The sequence below is a fragment of the Bradyrhizobium sp. LVM 105 genome (assembly GCF_003957705.1).
GTDB classification, from domain to species: domain Bacteria; phylum Pseudomonadota; class Alphaproteobacteria; order Rhizobiales; family Xanthobacteraceae; genus Bradyrhizobium; species Bradyrhizobium frederickii.
On the sequence record NZ_QZMV01000043.1, the window covers coordinates 1 to 14,156 of the forward strand.

A 14,156-nucleotide genomic window follows, 5' to 3' on the forward strand; every position below is an offset into this window, starting at 1 on the left:
TTCGCGGGTCAATCTTGCCCGCCGTCAGGCAGAAACTCCACTTATCGCGCTGTTCAGATTTGCGGGACCAGCTCAAATAGCGGCGCCCACTTGGCTTCTTCCCGTACTCGCGCTCCCACTGCGAGTGTCAATCCGCACATCACCCATGACATTGGGTCTTGATAGCTCGAAGATTATACCTTGCCCTAGCGACCGTGCTTCAAAGCGTCAACTCCTTCGGCTGGTAGGCGTTGGGCTCGCCCTTGATGCTCCAACGGATATCGCAAGCCGCCGAAAATCTTCTCCAGTCAAACAAGCGCTTCTTCCTTCTGCCCACTCCGATATCGGTTTCGGGCGGCCATCCCGCAGGCGCTCCAGTGAGCGGAGCATCCAGAACTCACTCCTGCCGATGTCTACTTCTGCAGGGCTGATGCCATCCTCACTGGTACGGCCTGAGGCGCTCTTCGCGGAGCCGTTTCCAGAAGTCCTCGGGATATGTTTACGGCTGCCGGTGCTTGATCCTATTTCAATAGAGGTAGGGGGGGCCAAGCCGCTTGCGATCGCGTTATCGGTGAACTGAACTATGCACTCGTGACAGGCTGACTGGAGACATAGAAACCGTGAGCTTCATATCCAAGTATGTGATTGTTGCCGAGCGAGAAGTTCGTTAGCGCGGCAACGTTAATCTTCTGACTTTTCGAATTAGCTGCAATAGTGATCTCCGTTGAGAAATCTGCGTCTTGCCCCCAACCCACTCGGCCAAGATAGATGCCGGAATTGTCCCATTCACGCGCTGGCGTGACCACTCATCAGGGCGTAGCTTTGATAGTTTCCCGCGTGACCGTTGATTCTCAATACCAGACGATGGTCTTTGCCCTGTGATGAGATATGACCATTCGCGTAGATCTTGATAAAACTGTCTGAAACGGATGCGAATTTAATATCAAAAGTGGAAACGCTGCCGAATTCCTTAGTCACGGCCTTTGTATTGCTCAGCACTTCTTGCGCGTGAAGGCCGTCCCACGTCAGTAGAGTTGCGAACAGAAGTAAGGGGAAGATTGCGCGATGATGTTTCGCAAATGCAGTCTCCAGCGGGTGAGGCTGCACGCTCCAAGCTGTTATTTTCCTGCATGTCTTTCTCCTTCGAAACCAACGGCGCCCGGCAATTACGTCGACGATCGTGCCTTCACGATGGGACTGCGGCGTAGGCCGAAGCTGACTCCAATCCAGCTCGCGCCCGCCACGACTAGATCGACCCCGAGAAACAGGCCCAGAATATAAACACTGTTTATCGGCCAACGGGCTAAGATCAACGATCCAATCAGCAGAGTAATGACGCCGGATATCGCCAGCCAGGACCGGGGCGTTGCGCGTTTCATGCTGAACGCCAGGATCAGGCGCATGATGCTGGCGGCGACCAGCGATGCGCCGAGCGCCAGCGTAAGCAGCACAGCGGCGAGCGTAGGATTATCAAATGTCACAAGCCCCGCGACGATGTAGAGCGCACCCAAAAGAGCCCATAGCAAGAACTTGCCCCAGGTCTTAACCTGGATAGCATTGATCACTTCGGCAACGCCGGCGGCGATCATCATCACGCCAACTAGCACCACACTCGCCACCGTCGCGAGCGCAACGCTACCAAGCGCCACGAACCCAGTGATCAGATAAACTACGCCGAGGGCGAAAACCCAGCCCCGCTTTGGTAGCGAAGCGGTGCCCGGACCAGCTCGAAGCCGCACGATATCAGACGAACTTGTCATGGAGGTCTCCGGTACCAAAGCTGCGCCGCAGCATGGCGCCTAGCCATCGCTTTGTTGCGATCAGGGTTGAGCTTGCGGGTCGTTGCGAGCAGCCGACTCAGTGTGCTTATCAATCTATTTGCTCGCCTGCTGGGTGCCATCCGCATCGTGACCTCCTCTCCTCGGGCTTGGACCGCATCCCAGGACGCGGGAGGACCACAGTACTAAGCCCGGCGAGGCGATGTCGTAGGCCGAGCAATTGGCGTGCCACGCTTTGCGAGCCGCGCGTCGAGAGCGAAACTAGTTTCTTCGTGACGCGATCGTGAAAACGCGGCCGTTTGTGGCAGCTTGCCGCCAAACGTCTTAAGTTCGACGCGCATGAACGCGACAACATGAACATCTTGCGCGTAGCGGCGATTGGCCTAACTGCATTCTCGAGGGGGGGTATGCGCGCCCACACGACGGAGTTGGACAAACACGAAGACCGAAAGCTGTCATCCATCCGGTACATTACCCTCCTCGGAGCCACTGGTTACAGTACTCCCATGGCTGAGCGCTCCAGAATCGAGATGGGGAGTGACGACCCTCGGCGAAAGCCGAACATTCCTCTTTGCAATGGAGAAGCATCATGTCCAGAGTCACAGACATTCTCGTTGCCTTTGATACGGAATCCATTCTTCAGAAGTACTCGAATCCGAGCAAAAGACCGGACAGCCCCACTCTCATTGACTTTCGCCATGTCTACATGATCACAAATCAGGACAACGTGATCAGTGGGCAAGCGGGCGGCGAGCTCGACCTGAAGGCCCAGGTCGGGGATTTGATTCGTTGGCGCGAGACCAGCCTCTCCCTTGGATTCGAGAAGTCAGTGATCTTCTACCGCTTCATCGGAAAAGTAGGGAACGAGCTGATCTCGACGCCGCCCCGCGGAAGGCGGAGGCCTCGTTCGCGCATCCCAATCCTAGCAATCCGTCCGTGCCGACATGTCAGACGATCGCCAATTACTATTGGTCCTCGGAAACTTTGAGTATCGGACGAGTTCCCTACCATTTCAACTTCATGGTCGTCGATCGCAATTGCAGCGCGCTGGGATACTTCTCGTGGGATCCGTTCATTAGCATCCACAATTGATGCGGATGATCATCAAGGCGTCGAAGGAAGCGCGCAGCGGGGCAACGGCCATGATCCCAACCACCCTCGACTCCGAGGGTGGCATGAAATGGCAGGTGCGGAGCTTGCGGTCCGGAGGCGTGCCGACCTCACCCGTCGTCCCTGGCGGATCGGCCTTCTCGACCAGCTGTCGCTTTTTTCGCGTAGTTCTCGAATGAGACCGATCCGCCGTCAGCACCATCCAGTTCGGCCGGTCCAAGCACTTGGCAAGCTCCGCGGTTGCCGAGTATCCCACGGTCGGGAGGAAGGGAAACAGCAATGGCCAAAGACAGACCTATGGGATCGCGCAGGAACACGCTGATGTCCTTTCCCCCTTTGAGCTTGTCCTGCGCCGAGCCTCGACCGTCGCGACGCCCAACTTCGATTTGTTGCAGCCGGGCAACCAAAGCATCGACGACCATTTCTGGCAGAGTCAAGTGCTGGCCGATGGCGTGGCGGCTTGCGATTTGAACTTCATGGTCTTGAACAAGGCCTGCTTGGTGCTGGGATACTTCCGAGGGAGGTGCCGTAGTCGGCCGCTCCGAGCGCGGTCGTTCAATCGATAGCGGTACGACGACCTCACCTCGTTTAGGTGGGCGAGATGAGCGAGACTCGTGCGTGGATAGACAACGTGAGGGACGCTCATTCCATGCATCAAGACAGACATCAAGACAGGCATGATGCCGCCTCCTATCAGCGGATCGAGGTGATCACGGGGGAGAGGCGACGGCGCAGTTGGAGCGATGCGGAGAAGGCGCGGATCGTGGCCGAGAGCGCCGATCCGGAGACGAGCATTTCCGAGGTGGCTCGACGCAACCGGGTGAACCGGGGACTGCTCAGTGTGTGGCGGCGCCAGGCGCGGCTCGCGTCGAGCGAAGCGCCGCAGTTCGTGCAAGTCAGGCTCGACGCCGCCGTCGAGGCGCAGCCGAACGCGATCGATAAGGCGCATGTTCTGGTGAGTCCGGCCGAGCGGATCGAGGTGATGATCGCGGGCGCGACGGTGCGCGTGCCCGTCGGCGTGGACGCCGCGACGCTGGAGCGCGTGCTGGCGGCGGTGAGGTCGACGCGATGATCTCGTTCGGTCCAATGGTCCGTGTGTTCGTCGCGACGCAGCCGATTGACTTTCGCAAAGGCGTTCATGGCCTGGTCGCGCTGGTAGCGGAGGGATTGAGCGGTAAGCCCTATAGCGGCGACGTGTATGTCTTCCGATCGAAGCGATCGGATCGTTTGAAGCTTCTGGTTTTTGACGGCTCGGGAATGGTTCTAGCGACGAAGTGGCTCGAGAATGGGAGCTTCGCCTGGCCACCTGCTCGCGAGGGTACGATGCCGGTGACGGGGGCACAACTGGCGATGCTGATCGAAGGTCTTGCGGAGTGGTCGCGTGTGGTCCCGAAGGTGACGAAGCAGCCGACGAAAGTTGCCTGAATCGTCTTGTTTTGCTGGCGATTGCGAGTGTGTTCGTGTAGCTCTGCGATATGGCGCTTCGCCCTGAAGATCTCCCCTCTGACCCTGCGGCTCTCGCCGAGATGGTGCTGGCTTTCGAAGGCGAGAACGACGATCTGCGCGCAGAGATCGCCACGTTGAAGAGCCTGATCTTCGGCGCGCGATCGGAGCGCTCGGCGATCGTCTGCGCCGAACAGATCGCGCTCGATCTGGAACGGACTGCGGGCGCGCAGCCTCCGGCCAATGACGACAAACCGGACGCGCAGAGACCGAAGCGGCGCAAAGCGAGGCGCAACATCGGCGCGCTACCGGCGCATCTGCCCCGGGTCGAGCGGGTGATCGAGCCGGCGTCCACGCTGTGCCCGTGCTGCACGGGACAGATGCATCGGATCGGCGAGGAGAGCAGCGAAGCGCTCGATCGGGTTCCCGCGTGGTTGCGTGTGCTCCGCACGATCCGTCCAAAATACGCCTGCCGCTCCTGTGAGGGCCCGATTGTCCAGGCCCCGGCACCGGCGCGGCTCGTCGAGGGCGGCATGGCGACGACGGCGCTGATCGCGCATATCGCCGCGGCCAAATATGCCTGGCAATCGACGCTCTACCGCCAGACGCAGATCCTGGCGGGCCAGGGTGTCGTCGTCGACCGTCAGACGCTGGCGCGCTGGATGGGGAGCGCGGCGTGGCTGGTCAGGGGCCTCTACGATCTGCAACTGAAGACCATGCATGGCTTCGAGCGGCTGTTCTGCGACGAGACGCCGATGCCAGTTCTCGATCCGGGACGCGGCCGCACGAGGATCTGCCAGTTCTGGGCGCATGCGACGGACGATCGGGCGTGGAAGGGTCCGGCGCCGCCCGCGGTCGCCTATGTGTTCGCAGGCGGTCGCGGCAAGAAGGAGATCGTGGCGCAGTTGGCCGGATTCGAAGGCGTGCTGCAAGTCGACGTGTGTGGACGCCCCGGTAAATGCAAGCAAAATCTCACTTCGGTACAGGCATGTGGTCGGGTGCTGACGTGTGTCCGGCCTCGTGATGCGACTTCGACACGTCGCGGGCCCTTATGGAATGCGTGGATCGGATTCAATTCGGCTACGCGTGCTTGTTGGCACTCATCGACTTAATGATTCTTCCAATCCAGTCTCTGACCGTTTGCCCATAATCCTCCGTTTGACCTTACCACATTCCCGACGTCTCGCTGCCTCTGATTCTGCGTTACGCAGTACCAGAAGCCGGAGCTTGATAGACGCCACCGTGGGCCATCAAGGCCCAAGCGATACGCGCCATTTGTTTGCCAAAGCGACTGCGATCAGCTTTGGGGGCTTCTTCGAAACCATTCTCGCCAGCCAGGATCCGGCTGGCGCTCCATATCGTCTTGCCCATCGCACCACGGCGGTTGCACCAAGAACAAGGAGGCGTCGAAGATCTCGTTGGCCCATCCTGGAGATTTGGCCGAGCCTGTCCTTACCTCCGGATGAATTCTGTTTAGGCGTGAGACCAATCCAGGCCGCGAAATCACGGCCTTTGGAAAACGTCTCCGCCGAGGGCGCTAAGGCTTCCATCGCTGTGGCGCAGATTGCGCCGATGCCCGGAATGGTCATCAAGCGTGAGGCGACATCGTCCTGTCTGGCACGAACCCGTAGTCCCTTCTCCAGCTCTGCGATCTGCTCCGACAGGGATTCAATATGCTCTAGGAGATCCTGGCAAAGGCCGCGGGCGAGATCGGGCAGGTCGTGATATGTTTCCATCAGCTCCTTCAAACGAGGGATGTGTCTGATACCCTGAGCGACGATCAAGCCGTATTCCATCAGATGTCCGCGTAACGCATTGATCGTCTGCGTTCGCTGCCGAACCAACAGGCGCGAACCTTGAATGCCATGGAAGAAGCCTGCTTCTCGGCGCTCTTGACGCCGACGAAGCGCATCGTTGGGCGCGACGCGGCTTCGGCGATCGCTTCCGCATCTGCAGCATCGTTCTTCTGGCGCTTGAGGAATGGCTTCACGTAGGAGGGATTGATCAGCCGGACATCGTGACCGAATTTACCGATCTCCTCGTCCCCAGTAATGAGCACTGGCGCAGGCCTCCATCGCGACCACACAGATTGGCAAGCTGGCGAAAAACTCGAGCAATCTGCCGCGGTTGAGCTTCTTGCGTAGAACAACCTTCCCGTCTGGCCCCGCGCCGTGGATCTGAAATACGTTTTTTGCCAGATCCAAACCAATGATGCTAATCTCGTTCATGGACGTCCTCCTTACCGGGTCTTAAACACCCGCACTTTGGCACATTTGATGCCGTCGGGGGGCGTCCACTCCATCGGCTATGCGGCCTACGCCTCGCTGGCCGGCGATGCGAAGATGTCGGGCCAGATCCAGCTGGCGTATTGTCTCGTTCACGCGCGCCGCAACTTCGTGAGGGTGCGCAAGACGACGAACTCACCCTTCGCCGCGGAGGTCATCGAGCGCATCGCAGCCGTCTACGCGATCGAGGAGAGGATCCGCGGTCTCGGCGCCGGGGAACGCCGCGCGGCGCGACAGGCCGAGACGAAGCCGCTGATGGAGGCGTTGAAGGCTCGTCTGATCGCGGTGAAGGACGGGATCTCCCGCCGCTCGACGCTCATCAAGGCGATCGATTACATGCTCGAACGCTGGCAGGGCCTGACGGCATTCCTGGATGACGGGCGGATCGAGCCGGACAGCAACACGGTCGAGCGATCGATCAGGCCGATTGCGATCGGAAAAAAGAACTCGTTGTTCAGCGGCGACGAAGGCGGGGGCGAGACCTGGGCGGTACTCTCTTCGCTTCTTAACACGGCCAAATTGAATGGCCTCGACCCCGAGGCCTATCTCGTCGACGTTCTCGAACGCATGGTGAGCGGCGCCACGAAGACCCACCAGCTTCATGAACTTCTGGCCTGGAACTGGAAGGCCGCGCGCGAAGCCGAAAAGCGTGCCGTGGCATGACGAAGCGGAGGCAACGGCGAGTAACGCATAAGCCGGTCAAGACGACGATGGCGGACTATGCCATGTCATTCGAGCGGCTCGGGCAATGGATGAGCGAGCGCGCCAGGTCGCCGACGCTTCGGCATCCGCGGGCGACGTCGCTCTCCATGCTCGACGGCGCAGTGGCCGCGGTCGTCGCTGGGCCGGTCTCGATGGCCTCCGAGGAATGGGTGTGCCCGCTCCTCGGCGTCGATCCCCACGCCTTCAATCACGACACCGAGGAGTTCTCGGCGATCGCTGCCACGCTGATGCGCCACAACGCGATCAGCGAGACGCTGTCGACGAGACCGGAGAGCTTCGAGCCGCTGTTCGTGCGATCGCCGGACGGCGACGTCGACCCGCAGCCTTGGTGCATGGGCTTCTACGCCGTCATGAAGCTTCGGCTTCTCGTCTGGTCGCGGCTTCTCTCCCCGAACGGAACCGAACACCTTATGCTGCGGCCGATCCTGGTCCATTGCATCGATGACGCCGGTCGGCCCTTTCTGCCCCCGGGCCCGGCGCACACTGGGAACACAACCCATCATCCAAAACGCCTGGCGCGACATTCCAGCAACCGTCGAGGCCCTGCGGCAGTTCTGGATGCCTATACGCTTCAAGCGTGGCGCGTAGGCCGTCCGCGCCAAGTCCGTGGCCCTCTCGTACCGTTTACGTTCAATCCCGAACTCGGCTGGGAGTCCTGTGAGACCTCCTGGAATAGCCAGTTCTCGGGATGTCGCTAGGCCCGTTTAGCGGCTCAAATTTCATGTATCGACGAGGGTACTGGCCGTGATCGAGAAGGCCAGCCGCAGCAAGGAATCCTGGACTCTTAACTCGATGCGGCGCCGAGCCTTATCGGCGGCCCCTACACACGCCCCCGTCTTACTGCGGATGCATCGTCCGCCCGGAACGAAGTGGGGGGATGCGGCTCGTCCGTCGAAGCTTCGCCGCGAGCGGGAACACTTGCATCCAATGGCGGACGAACGGTCGATACGGCCGGAACGAGGACACGCGGAGCAGCTGTAATCAGGAAACTGACTCGCTGTCGATGCGCTGACCTTTGTCATGCTAATGCGCTCGAAGGGCGCGCAGGAGGGGTAACCGCGATTAGACATTTTCGGGTCAAGCCACTTAATCAACAATCGGCGGACAGCATCCGCGACCGCCCCGACATGCACTTTGCCCATCGACCGGCCGCTCAGGCGGCGCTTGCGACCCCGTCAACTATCAACCCTTGCAGTTGATGGAGGTGGCGGAAACGTGGCAATCGTCGTCGATACCCGTCGGGGGCGTCGAATTCGAAACTGGGGTTCAGAAGAATGAAACAATTGCTGGCGGGCTGCCTACTCTATACGAGGCACCCCAGTTTGTAGCCGACGTTGATAAGCTGGGGACTTTGGCGGGTGGCAAGCTTAGCGATGCGGATCATGAGTAGCATGTCGAACACGATTTAAAGTCGTGCCTGCATTGCGGCCAAGCAATTACCGACCAACGAAAAGCGCTGCTCGCAGCTGCTTTTGACGACAGACTCTCCAAGTTCGTCATCGAACTGAACACTGCCACGCAACATGCAGGTAGCTGCGTGGAAGCGCTGGCTGCCGCGAAGACCGCGATACCTGCCGCTGCTCAGCTGTCAGCCGAATTTCAAGCGCAGTTTAAAGCTGCCGTCCTAACGTTCACCGCAGCATTGGATGATGTCAGACCCCTGATGCTGACGGTATTAAGTGCGTTGCGGGAGCGAAAGGACGCGCCGACCCGTCCAGCATCAGAAAAAGGGCTCGAGAAGCAATTCGTCGCCATTTCGTAGCTACCAGCGCCGACGAATATGCGAAACACGTCAGCGGGATTTCCAATGCTACAGCGAAGGAAGCTGCGGCTAAGGAGAAAGTCGAAAAGCTGGAAGGGGACATAACCGCGTCACAGTATCCGCCGCTTCGAACGACAACGGGTCGCCCTATACATACACCAGCGCGACAGTCGGCAGGCCAGGGTGTCCGCAGGCACCCAGATATCGGTTGTGTTCGGCTTGGCTGAAGATGGAAACGCAGATTTCATATGCTTCCCGCATTGGTCTCGTTGCCAATAGCGCAGCGGCGGTTTCCGGCATCGGGATGGATGCGACGAACGCATTCATCGGCCAAGGAGTTCTTGCGGGTGGGCCGAACACAACGCAGGTTGGTGGAACGGCCGCCTATTCCGCTCCGCCTTTGCTTGGCTTCCACGTGTTCTCGGCCAACGAGCAGGGAGACAGTACCAACGCAAACAACATCAATGTGGCCAGCCAGAATGCATTCAGCGTTCTAGCGAGGATGTAGCGTTGGTGCGAGCGCGACGCGACAAGCCATTCTTTTGTCGGAGTCGCGCACTACTTTTCATTTTTAAAACATGGAGAAGTTAGGTGGCAATTGGGACAGTGAAGTGGTTCAACCCGACAAAGGGGTATGGGTTCATTCAACCGGATTCGGGCGGCAATGACGTCTTTGTCCACATCTCCGCGGTTGAGAAGGCTGGTTTTACTTCGCTCGCAGAGGGCGCAAAAGTCAGCTTCGACATCGTGAAAAATCGCGGAAAAGACTCGGCGGAAAATCTACGAATCGAGTGATGCACCACCCATTGTGTTGCTCAACAGAAAGGCCGCAGTGGTACGCCGCTGCGGGCGGCCGAGGAGATCGATCGGAATTGGCCGATGGAAGGCGCTATTGTTCGCGTGGGCGTTCGGGCTTGCAGCCTTGGTACTGTTCGTGGCGCTATACCTGCCCTGGCAGTGAGTTGGCGACTCGCGACGGCGCTGCCTGCGATCCGAGACTGATTGCCAAGCCACGTGAGGCTACGACCAGTCCTGGTAGTTGTGCCACGCCCATTTCCGATAGATGTATCCCATCGTCAGATTCTTTCGCCGCTGAGGCTGGCTGCGTAGAAGTTAGCGGTGCGTGGTAGGGACAGCGCTCTACCTCCAACGCTTCGGGCGCCGAGTCACGTTGCCGCTAACGTTCCCGCTGTTTAGGTCGCGCGGCTGCCACCGTGAACCCGGTGTGATCCTTGAGGCTATCGATTACCTTGAGCGCGGCTTCGAGTTCATCTCGAAGACGCTTCGTAATCCGCAGAATGCCGCTCGCGAGCTCCTGAATATCGCCGACATCCTCGTCGACCCCGAGGGGAGCCTCGAGAAGCGGAACCATTGGGAGAAAACCAGCCACGCGCTCTTGGTTGCCCCCGTTCGGCTCTCATGTCCTAAAGTTTTGCGAAGCGCCAGCATTGGGAGCCGGACGGGAAGCTGACGAAGCCTACATTCGCAAAGCAACTGTCCCCTTCTTTCATCCGGTCGGGACTTGCCGCATGGGAGCAGACGATCGAGCGGTTCTCAGCCCTTCTCTTCAGGTGAGGGGCACCGAAAACTTGTGGGTCGCGGACGCCTCCATCTTTCCTCGTCATATCGCTGGGAATACCAACGCGACGTCTATTATGATCGGAGAAAGGGCAGCAGATCTCATCCATCCGTAAGTCGTTATTCCGTAAATCCAAGTTGGAGAAAATCCGTGGCGCATAGGAAGGATGGGAACAGGCACGCATGCATTCGACATCTGTCGTGCTCACTTAGGATCGCACGACCACGATCGTGCGCGTTATCCTAATTGTGTCGCGCGCCATGGAAAACTGCCCCCTCATATTGCTCAGATGACAATGTTACCGAAGCGCACCCTCCCTGAATCAGCTGCCGCGAGTCCGGGCAGGCCGCTCGCGAAGCGCGCCCTCCGAGCGAGCGCCGTAGCGAGCGGCTTGCGGTGACTCGGCGAAAGAACATGTCGGGATTAGATACCAAAGCAGACTTGTGCATGTCCTTATCGCTTCGTGCTATGCCTTCGACGAGACGTGCCTCATGTGGAAACATGCTGCGCGTTGCATAATCCTGCCGACCGGCGTTGCGTTGTCGAGATGGCTTGTGTTGCTCTCCCGTCGCCGTATGAATGGCTACCGCTTCTTGCGAGGCAGATGCGGCCGCTTAGGCCGGTGGGGCGAAGTCTTGAGAATGCTCGCACAGCTCGACGGCTTAACAAAGAGATCGAACGGATGAACGCTGAGCGCTTCGGAAATGCGATCGAGAACATCAATCGTCGGATTTTTCGATTGGCGCTCAAGACCGGCCAAGTAGGAACGGTCGATCCCAGCCGCGCGAGCCAATCGTTCCTGCGACATACCACGTTTGAGGCGGATCCGACGGACGTTCCAGGCCAGTAGCGCGCGAGGCTTCATGTGTCGAAGCTTGCCATTCCCTCGATCGGTTAAACACTGGCTATCGCCTACCATTTAGATGCAAGTCCGCATTCTCGCCGCACAGTGCCGACGAAGGGACGGCAACTTGCATGTGTGATATTCCTAACAAACGAACTAGTCGAGGCGCCTGCGGGCCTCAGGCTGTCAAGGACAAGAAGCACAGGCCGTGTAGTTCCCCGGACCCCGGCCCAAGCGTCCGGGGTCCGGTCCGCACCACTGCCAACCCCCGCTCATTGCCGCGCTGCTAAAGCGTGATGGCATTAGGTTTGATAGTCTGAATTTTTGAGGTAGTTGGCGCATTCCTCGGGGGAAGGCATCGAGTGCTTGGCCGATTGCGGCGCAGACCGCGTCGACGGTTCGCGCCGCCGCTTTGCGGAGCAGGTGCTTGAGCTTTGCAAAGACCTGTTCGATCGGGTTCAGGTCGGGCGAGTATTTGGGCAGAAAGAAGAGTTTGGCGCCGACCGAACGGATGAGCTGTCGAACCGCTTTGCTCCTGTGGCTGCCGAGGTTATCCAAACGCAGCGGCTTGGGGCGATATCAAAGCGCGGGAATCGACGACTTCGGACGTTGCTGATCGTCGGTGCGACCTTGATCATCAAGTTGCTTGACGAGGCTTGAATGCCCCGCTCTGGATTCATGCCGGGACGCGATGACCCCACCAGAGCTGGCGCGAGAAGGTCCATGGCCGCATCCAGTCGAGGCAGGTTTTTTCCCGCTGCTTGACGGCGGGACAAGCAGGCGTGCTCCGCGAAGCCGTTGCCGCCCGCAGGAACATCTTGGTGGCCGGCGGCGCCTCGACCGGCAAGACCACCCTGACGAACGCATTGCTGGCCGAGATCGCCGGCACCGCCGATCGCGTGGTCCTAATCGAGGATACGTGTGAGCTGCAATGCCGCGCGCGGAACCCGGTCGCGCTGCGCACCAAGGACGGCGGTGCGTCGCGTCCCTGTCTGATCTGGTCCGCTCGTCCCTGCGCCTCAACCGAATTCAAATTGGCGAAGTCCGCAGCAGCGAAGCCTTGGAGCTGCTCAAAGCCTGGGGCACGGGGCATCCCGGCGGGACCGGAATGATTCACGCCGGCACGGCGCTGGGCGTGCTTCGCCGCCTCGAGCAGCTCATCCAGGAAGCCCTCCTCACCGTTCTCAAAGCGCTGATCGCCGAGACCATCGATCTCGTCGCGGTGCTGCGCGGCCGCGCCTCACTGACTATTTTCTCGAACCGGAGCGGGCATCAATCCACGTGATAGCCGAGCTGCGGGGCGACCAGTTCAGAATGCCCGCCATGGAGCCGCTAGATCGAAGATCGAAGGAAGATATTTTCGGCTGCCGAAACTTCGCAACGGTTGATCGGCGCGACCTACAACATCCGCTGAAACAGGAGCTGGGAATGGACAAGGTCGTGCATTACGTAGTCAGCCAACTTCCGGTGATCGGCGCCGACCCGGCGGTGATCAACTACAATCGGATTGATCGCCTTCGTTTCGCCCCTCAGGCGGGCGCATGACGCATCCTGAGGATATTCGCGACCTGCTCTTACGGTTCACAGGCCCCGACGCTAACGCAGACGCTTGCGCGAATCGAGAGCGTGGTCTGAGCCCCTCGCTTCATCCAGCAATGGGAAGATTCCTGGTTGAATATGAGCCCATGGGGCTCGGTGAAGCAACGGGGTGGGGCGCGGAGCCCTCGGCATAGCGCAGCGTCCCGCCCCGTTGCGGCCCGGGAGCGTTGCGTTTGGCGTATTCAGTCGGAGTGAGGTTGCCCAGGGCGCTGTGCGGTCTGGCGTTGTTGTAGTCATCTTTCCAGGCCGCCAGCACGGCTCGAGCCTGTGCGAGCGAAGTGAACAGTGTCTCATTGAGAAGTTCGTCGCGCAGGCGCGCGTTGAAACTCTCGATGAAGGCATTCTGAGTCGGTTTGCCGGGCGCGATGTAGTGCCACTCGATCTGCCTTTCCTGGCTGAAGCGCAGCACGGCCATGCCGGTCAGCTCGGTGCCGTTGTCGGACAGGCACAACCCCGGCCGGCCACGCCAGGCGATGATGACATCGAGCTCACGTACGACCCGCAGGCCCGGCAGCGAGGTATCGGCGACGAGCGCTAGGCATTCGCGGGTGAAGTCGTCGACCACAGCCAGAATGCGGAACCGTCGGCCGTCGGCGAACGCATCCGACAGGAAGTCGAGGCTCCAGCGCTGGTTGGCGCCTTGCGGGATTGCCAGCGGCGCCCTGGTGCCGAGTGCCCGTTTGCGTCCGCCACGCCGGCGGACTTGCAGTCGTTCTTCGCGATAGAGACGTCGGAACTTCTTGTGGTTCATGACCAGCCCCTCGCGCCGCATCAGCACCAACAGACGCCGGTAGCCGAACCGGCGGCGGATCGCCGCCAGCTCGCGCAGGCGGGCGCGCACGGCCGCATCGTCAGCTCGTCCGCTGCGATAGCGCACCGATGTGCGGTCTGCCCCCAGGACTTTGCACGCCCGCCGTTCGCTCACCTCGAAGGTGGTCCGCAGATGAGCGACGGCCTCTCGCCTCGCGGCGGGCGTCACCATTAATGGGATGACCCGCCCCGTCCTCTCAGTCAGACTGAGTTGGCTTTTGAAAGGAGGAAGCAATGAGGACAC

18 protein-coding genes and 4 pseudogenes are annotated in these 14,156 nt (G+C 59.9%); 14 read left to right on the forward strand and 8 right to left on the reverse strand.

Going from position 1 to position 14,156, the window contains the following annotated elements:
- Positions 1 to 765 precede the first annotated feature (765 nt).
- Positions 766 to 1,086, reverse strand: coding sequence for a hypothetical protein (locus tag D6B98_RS38490; protein ID WP_126262115.1), 321 nt, complete (start codon positions 1,084 to 1,086; stop codon positions 766 to 768).
- Between the two features lie 59 nt (positions 1,087 to 1,145).
- On the reverse strand, positions 1,146 to 1,739 hold the full coding sequence (locus D6B98_RS38495) for an HdeD family acid-resistance protein (protein ID WP_126262116.1): 594 nt from the start codon (positions 1,737 to 1,739) through the stop codon (positions 1,146 to 1,148).
- A 607-nt stretch (positions 1,740 to 2,346) separates the two neighbouring features.
- Here D6B98_RS38495 and D6B98_RS38500 point away from each other — a divergent pair.
- Together D6B98_RS38500 and D6B98_RS41765 are read left to right on the forward strand one after the other, a co-directional pair.
- Positions 2,347 to 2,745 carry an AidA/PixA family protein gene (locus D6B98_RS38500; RefSeq protein ID WP_209311906.1) on the forward strand — a complete coding sequence of 133 codons (399 nt, stop codon included), beginning with the start codon at positions 2,347 to 2,349 and terminating at the stop codon, positions 2,743 to 2,745.
- Positions 2,694 to 2,849, forward strand: coding sequence for an AidA/PixA family protein (locus D6B98_RS41765; protein ID WP_347338660.1), 156 nt, complete (start codon positions 2,694 to 2,696; stop codon positions 2,847 to 2,849). The genes D6B98_RS38500 and D6B98_RS41765 overlap by 52 nt, the downstream gene beginning before the upstream one ends.
- A gap of 128 nt (positions 2,850 to 2,977) precedes the next feature.
- Here D6B98_RS41765 and D6B98_RS41245 read toward each other — a convergent pair whose 3' ends face one another.
- Positions 2,978 to 3,289, reverse strand: coding sequence for a hypothetical protein (locus D6B98_RS41245; RefSeq protein ID WP_235884946.1), 312 nt, complete (start codon positions 3,287 to 3,289; stop codon positions 2,978 to 2,980).
- A 227-nt stretch (positions 3,290 to 3,516) separates the two neighbouring features.
- Between D6B98_RS41245 and tnpA the strand changes: the two genes are divergently transcribed.
- The 3 genes from tnpA to tnpC (D6B98_RS38520) all read left to right on the forward strand — a co-directional run bounded on the left by tnpA (position 3,517) and on the right by tnpC (D6B98_RS38520) (position 5,422).
- Complete coding sequence (tnpA, locus tag D6B98_RS38510) at positions 3,517 to 3,939, forward strand: IS66-like element accessory protein TnpA (RefSeq protein WP_235884945.1); 423 nt, start codon at positions 3,517 to 3,519, stop codon at positions 3,937 to 3,939.
- A complete protein-coding gene (gene tnpB / locus D6B98_RS38515) occupies positions 3,936 to 4,292 on the forward strand; it encodes an IS66 family insertion sequence element accessory protein TnpB (protein ID WP_126262118.1) in 357 nt (118 codons plus the stop codon). Before tnpA ends, tnpB begins: the two co-directional genes overlap by 4 nt.
- A 101-nt stretch (positions 4,293 to 4,393) precedes the next feature.
- Positions 4,394 to 5,422: an IS66 family transposase gene (tnpC, locus tag D6B98_RS38520; RefSeq protein ID WP_164719150.1), complete on the forward strand. Its 1,029-nt coding sequence runs from the start codon at positions 4,394 to 4,396 to the stop codon at positions 5,420 to 5,422.
- A gap of 91 nt (positions 5,423 to 5,513) precedes the next feature.
- On the opposite strand, the pseudogene D6B98_RS38525 reads toward tnpC (D6B98_RS38520), so the two are convergent.
- Positions 5,514 to 6,538 (reverse strand): annotated as a pseudogene (locus tag D6B98_RS38525) (IS110 family RNA-guided transposase).
- Between D6B98_RS38525 and tnpC (D6B98_RS38530) the strand changes: the two are divergent.
- The 5 genes from tnpC (D6B98_RS38530) (at position 6,482) to D6B98_RS38550 (ending at position 9,875) form a co-directional block, all read left to right on the forward strand.
- Complete coding sequence (gene tnpC / locus D6B98_RS38530) at positions 6,482 to 7,258, forward strand: IS66 family transposase (protein ID WP_126262120.1); 777 nt, start codon at positions 6,482 to 6,484, stop codon at positions 7,256 to 7,258. The pseudogene D6B98_RS38525 and the gene tnpC (D6B98_RS38530) sit on opposite strands and share 57 nt — an antisense overlap.
- Before the next feature lie 47 nt (positions 7,259 to 7,305).
- On the forward strand, positions 7,306 to 8,016 hold the full coding sequence (locus D6B98_RS38535) for a UPF0149 family protein (protein WP_245481535.1): 711 nt from the start codon (positions 7,306 to 7,308) through the stop codon (positions 8,014 to 8,016).
- Positions 8,017 to 8,855: 839 nt separating this feature from the next.
- Complete coding sequence (locus D6B98_RS38540; RefSeq protein WP_235884944.1) at positions 8,856 to 9,080, forward strand: hypothetical protein; 225 nt, start codon at positions 8,856 to 8,858, stop codon at positions 9,078 to 9,080.
- Positions 9,081 to 9,309: 229 nt separating this feature from the next.
- Positions 9,310 to 9,588: a hypothetical protein gene (locus tag D6B98_RS38545; protein WP_126262122.1), complete on the forward strand. Its 279-nt coding sequence runs from the start codon at positions 9,310 to 9,312 to the stop codon at positions 9,586 to 9,588.
- An 83-nt stretch (positions 9,589 to 9,671) separates the two neighbouring features.
- On the forward strand, positions 9,672 to 9,875 hold the full coding sequence (locus D6B98_RS38550) for a cold-shock protein (protein ID WP_104466254.1): 204 nt from the start codon (positions 9,672 to 9,674) through the stop codon (positions 9,873 to 9,875).
- A 382-nt stretch (positions 9,876 to 10,257) separates the two neighbouring features.
- Here D6B98_RS38550 and D6B98_RS38555 read toward each other — a convergent pair whose 3' ends face one another.
- Positions 10,258 to 10,452 (reverse strand): hypothetical protein, encoded by a 195-nt coding sequence (locus tag D6B98_RS38555; RefSeq protein WP_126262123.1) that lies wholly within the window; start codon positions 10,450 to 10,452, stop codon positions 10,258 to 10,260.
- Positions 10,453 to 10,528: 76 nt separating this feature from the next.
- Here D6B98_RS38555 and D6B98_RS41590 point away from each other — a divergent pair, with 76 nt between their 5' ends.
- A complete protein-coding gene (locus D6B98_RS41590) occupies positions 10,529 to 10,774 on the forward strand; it encodes a GMC oxidoreductase (RefSeq protein WP_349644831.1) in 246 nt (81 codons plus the stop codon).
- A gap of 468 nt (positions 10,775 to 11,242) precedes the next feature.
- Here D6B98_RS41590 and D6B98_RS38565 read toward each other — a convergent pair whose 3' ends face one another.
- Positions 11,243 to 11,578 carry a helix-turn-helix domain-containing protein gene (locus tag D6B98_RS38565; protein WP_349644832.1) on the reverse strand — a complete coding sequence of 112 codons (336 nt, stop codon included), beginning with the start codon at positions 11,576 to 11,578 and terminating at the stop codon, positions 11,243 to 11,245.
- 227 nt (positions 11,579 to 11,805) lie between these two features.
- A pseudogene (locus D6B98_RS38570) lies at positions 11,806 to 12,058 on the reverse strand (transposase); the annotation flags it as partial.
- Positions 12,059 to 12,064: 6 nt separating this feature from the next.
- Between D6B98_RS38570 and D6B98_RS42100 the strand changes: the two are divergent.
- The 3 genes and pseudogenes from D6B98_RS42100 to D6B98_RS38580 all read left to right on the forward strand — a co-directional run.
- Positions 12,065 to 12,180, forward strand: a pseudogene (locus tag D6B98_RS42100) (IS110 family transposase); the annotation flags it as partial.
- Positions 12,181 to 12,264: 84 nt separating this feature from the next.
- Positions 12,265 to 12,788: pseudogene (locus D6B98_RS38575) on the forward strand (ATPase, T2SS/T4P/T4SS family); the annotation flags it as partial.
- Positions 12,785 to 13,048, forward strand: a complete 264-nt coding sequence (locus D6B98_RS38580; protein ID WP_126262125.1) for a hypothetical protein — start codon at positions 12,785 to 12,787, stop codon at positions 13,046 to 13,048. The pseudogene D6B98_RS38575 and the gene D6B98_RS38580, both read left to right, overlap by 4 nt.
- 100 nt (positions 13,049 to 13,148) lie before the next feature.
- On the opposite strand, the gene D6B98_RS38585 is transcribed toward D6B98_RS38580, so the two are convergent.
- A partial coding sequence (locus D6B98_RS38585) for an IS3 family transposase (protein ID WP_205680576.1) occupies positions 13,149 to 14,156 on the reverse strand: 1,008 nt, incomplete at its 5' end.

Coding starts and splice junctions, on each gene's coding strand:
- D6B98_RS38555 (WP_126262123.1), bottom strand. CDS start 10,452: ATGGTTCCGCTTCTCGAGGCTCCCCTCGGGGTCGACGAGGATGTCGGC.
- D6B98_RS38545 (WP_126262122.1), top strand. CDS start 9,310: ATGGAAACGCAGATTTCATATGCTTCCCGCATTGGTCTCGTTGCCAAT.
- D6B98_RS38565 (WP_349644832.1), bottom strand. CDS start 11,578: ATGGTAGGCGATAGCCAGTGTTTAACCGATCGAGGGAATGGCAAGCTT.
- D6B98_RS38495 (WP_126262116.1), bottom strand. CDS start 1,739: ATGACAAGTTCGTCTGATATCGTGCGGCTTCGAGCTGGTCCGGGCACC.
- D6B98_RS41245 (WP_235884946.1), bottom strand. CDS start 3,289: ATGGTCGTCGATGCTTTGGTTGCCCGGCTGCAACAAATCGAAGTTGGG.
- tnpB (WP_126262118.1), top strand. CDS start 3,936: ATGATCTCGTTCGGTCCAATGGTCCGTGTGTTCGTCGCGACGCAGCCG.
- D6B98_RS38500 (WP_209311906.1), top strand. CDS start 2,347: ATGTCCAGAGTCACAGACATTCTCGTTGCCTTTGATACGGAATCCATT.
- tnpC (WP_164719150.1), top strand. CDS start 4,394: ATGGTGCTGGCTTTCGAAGGCGAGAACGACGATCTGCGCGCAGAGATC.
- D6B98_RS38535 (WP_245481535.1), top strand. CDS start 7,306: ATGGCGGACTATGCCATGTCATTCGAGCGGCTCGGGCAATGGATGAGC.
- tnpA (WP_235884945.1), top strand. CDS start 3,517: ATGCATCAAGACAGACATCAAGACAGGCATGATGCCGCCTCCTATCAG.